Annotated in this window: 3 protein-coding genes and 2 pseudogenes; all 5 read right to left on the minus strand. The window is 41.4% G+C overall.

Going from position 1 to position 2941, the window contains the following annotated elements; all coding sequences use genetic code 11:
- Window positions 1–311 (minus strand): annotated as a pseudogene (locus R7Q46_RS24565) (hypothetical protein); the annotation flags it as partial.
- A gap of 17 nt (window positions 312–328) precedes the next feature.
- A pseudogene (locus R7Q46_RS24570) lies at window positions 329–725 on the minus strand (hypothetical protein); the annotation flags it as partial.
- A 28-nt stretch (window positions 726–753) separates the two neighbouring features.
- Window positions 754–1656 carry an immunity 49 family protein gene (locus R7Q46_RS24575; protein ID WP_213872208.1) on the minus strand — a complete coding sequence of 301 codons (903 nt, stop codon included), beginning with the start codon at window positions 1654–1656 and terminating at the stop codon, window positions 754–756.
- 168 nt (window positions 1657–1824) lie between these two features.
- Window positions 1825–2706, minus strand: coding sequence for an immunity 49 family protein (locus tag R7Q46_RS24580; RefSeq protein WP_213872209.1), 882 nt, complete (start codon window positions 2704–2706; stop codon window positions 1825–1827).
- A 16-nt stretch (window positions 2707–2722) separates the two neighbouring features.
- Window positions 2723–2941, minus strand: a 219-nt coding sequence (locus R7Q46_RS24585; protein ID WP_318077855.1) for a hypothetical protein, incomplete at its 5' end; no start/stop codon positions are given.

Raw genomic sequence — 2941 nt, forward strand, 5'->3', positions numbered from 1 at the left:
ATCTGGATACTTAATGGTTCCTTCGGATACATAGCGAGCCGATGATAACAAGCGCCCATTAGCGAAGTTTCATAAAGGCGTAATGTACAAATTTTTTCGTCTTCACATGAAGCTTGATACCACGTAAACCAGCGCACTTGCTCGAATGCATAATCTCCAAAGCTAATCAAGTTCTCTCGCCTAATTTTGAGCCCTTCTTTTCTTTTATCTAAGATTCGATTGATATAATCTTTCTCAGAAGCAATGCTATTATCATCTAACCTGGGCCTTGCTGTACGCTCTATAATTTTGGCTGGCTTTTTACCTTGCATTGTTGAACTAACCCTTCTTAATCAATTTTAAACTCAGCTATTCCTAGTTTTATATCTGATGCATCTCTGATTTTTTTCGCAGCTATTTTTTCTGTCGTTTCATCTTCGTTTTCAGACATTAGCTTAGTGATTTCTTCAGCATATTTGCTAGACCCTTGCTGATACGCTTCGTTTCCAATCTTACGGCTGCCCATCGGGCAGCTACCCCCCTTTGGCCTCAACAATTACAATTTCACTTGGTGGCGGCTCTTCCACCTCGTAAACGATATCAAAATCGCCCGGCTTCGAAATTGAGGTTCCAATATCTTTGGGATGAAGCAGCTCAGCATTAGGACGTTTACTCCGAACAAAGTCATCCGCGGCTAACTCACCAATTTTTGCAGATTGCTGATTAATCTTGGCGATTTGAACGTTATTATACTGAATTGCTAACTAAAGGGTTTTATCGTGTGATCTTCCCTGCTTTTACTTCTTCTAACCAACGTCCTTCGACGAGATAGGGAGGAAGCCAACCAGTTTCGACAGATAAACGGTTGCCTTTGTCGTACCACATACAAGCCATGCCAAGCAGAGGGAAAGAGATGAAGGTTTCTATAGAAATTAAGTCCTCTGGCTTATCGAGCCTCATTTGGTATTGCTCTTGGAACTGTAGGTTTTTAACTAATACTTCTTCAAAGTCATAACCGATGTCAGTTGTCAGGGCAGCAAAAGTTTCCAAAATACCCATGGCGATTTCTAACGCCCAGTCATTACCCTGAGCAACTGCCGCGTCCATCGCGGCCACCAGTTTATCAGGGTAGTCCGATGTGCGGTTATGGAACGACTGAATGACATCTACTAACATATAAGACAGCTCACCCACTTTGGTAGAGCTCTGTCTCATCAGAGAAATCGGAAAGTTCGCCAATACGTCCATACTTGGCCTGTCACGCACAATTGCCGATATAAAATAAGTATCCAGCCACATTGAAGGACAAATGAAGCCCACTTCTAAGATACCTTCACCATCCCATGTTACTTCTGGATAACCGAGTATCTGAACAGTTAATGGCTCATTCGGAAACATAGCCAGCCGATGATAACAAGCCCCCATTAATGAAGTTTCATAAAGACGTAATGTACAAATTTGTTCGTCTTCATGTGAGGTTTGAAACCATGTATACCAGCGAACCTGGTCAATGGCAAAATCACCAAAACTAACCAAGTTTTCTCGCCTGATTTTAAGACCTTCTTTTCGCTGTTCTAATATCTTATTGATGAATTCTTTCTCAGAATAAACTCCACTTTCACTCAGCTCAGGATCTGCTTTGCGTTCTACAATTTTGATTGTTCCTTTACTTTGCATTTTAACGTAGTCCTTTGGAATCAATTTTAAACTCTGCTACTTCTACTACTACGTCTGAGCGCTTCAAGCTATTCGAGTAAAAGGGCTTAGGTATCTTTAAAAAGGACACATAATGCCGAGTGTAACGCAACAAAACGTCAGAAATGATGACCTAGCTCCCTTTGAAGCTTAGCGAATTATATTTCCGGCTTTTACATCCTCTAACCAACACCCTTCGACGAGATAGGGAGGAAGCCAACCAGTTTCGACAGATAAACGGTTGCCTTTGTCGTACCACATGCAAGCCATGCCAAGCAGAGGGAAGTTAATAAAAGTGCGGATGCCTATCCTATCTGGTCCTAATTCTCGAAGATGATATTTTTCTTGGAATTGTAGGTTTTTGACTAGCACTTCCTCAAAGTCATAACCAATGTTAGTAGTGAGCGCTGCGAAGGTTTCTAGGATCCCCATCGCAATTTCCGACGCCCAGTTATCCCTTTGAGTTACCGCTGCGTCCATTGCTGCAACCAGCTTATCAGGATAACCCGATGTGCGATTGTGGAACGACTGAATGACGTCTACTAGCATATAAGACAGCTCACCCGCTTTGGTAAAGCTCTGTCTCATCAAAGAAATCGGAAAGTTCGCCAATACGTCCATGCTAGGTTTATCACGAACGATGACAGAGGTAAAATACGCATCTAGCCACATTGAAGGACAAATGAAACCTGTTTTTAAAATACCTTCGCCTTTCCAAGTTATTTCAGGATGATCAGGTACCTTAACCGTCAAAGGGCTTTCAGGTTTTTGAGCCAGTCGATGATAGCTAGCTTGCATTATCGAGGCTTCAAATAGACGCAGCGTTCCTATTCGGTCATTTAGTTCAGACACTGGAAACAAAGTATATAACCTAACTTGCTCCCAAACCCCGTCTGTTAGATATATCAAGTTTTCGCGCTTTATTGTGATACGATGTTTTCTTTTCTCTAAGTTTTTTTCTATTTGTTTTGTATAGTAATTAAGTTCCTCAGTATTCAACTCGTAGGCTGATTTTCTATTTATCTTTTTCATACTAACTTTACTTCCCTTAACCTAATTCTTCGAGGCTAATATCAAACTCTTTTACATTCACTTTAGATACGCCATCTGAAGCATCAATTTCTGTTGTACCAGCTTTTTGTTCAGACATTAATTTAACGATTTCCGCCGCATATTTGCTTGTCCCTTGCTGATATGCTTCATTGCCAATTTTACGACTGCCGAGCGGCCTGCTGCCACCCTTAGCCTCGACGATGATGATTTCTTC

The sequence above is a fragment of the Vibrio sp. 811 genome (assembly GCF_033339195.1).